A 211-nucleotide genomic window follows, 5' to 3' on the forward strand; every position below is an offset into this window, starting at 1 on the left:
GTATCTATACCACGTAAACTAAAGCTATCGGCATTTGTACCTGATTCGCTCAATCCTGTTGTATAACCATATGCATCTGATAAAGATTCCGCACGGATATCATGTAAAAACTGCTGGTTAATCACATTTACCGTAAACGGTGTATCTTTAGGATCTACATTACTCTTAGTAGCAGTGCTTACTACTGGGTTTATATAAGAGTTTTGTTTAC

At 36.5% G+C, this 211-nt stretch carries 1 protein-coding gene; it reads right to left on the reverse strand.

The genetic code is table 11. The features are described 5' to 3' along the window. The coding region (locus V6256_RS16070) for a TonB-dependent receptor plug domain-containing protein (protein WP_341599195.1) at window positions 1-211 on the reverse strand (211 nt) is incomplete at both ends.

The sequence above is a fragment of the Psychromonas aquatilis genome (assembly GCF_038155185.1).
In the GTDB taxonomy this organism is placed as follows: Bacteria; Pseudomonadota; Gammaproteobacteria; order Enterobacterales; family Psychromonadaceae; genus Psychromonas; species Psychromonas aquatilis.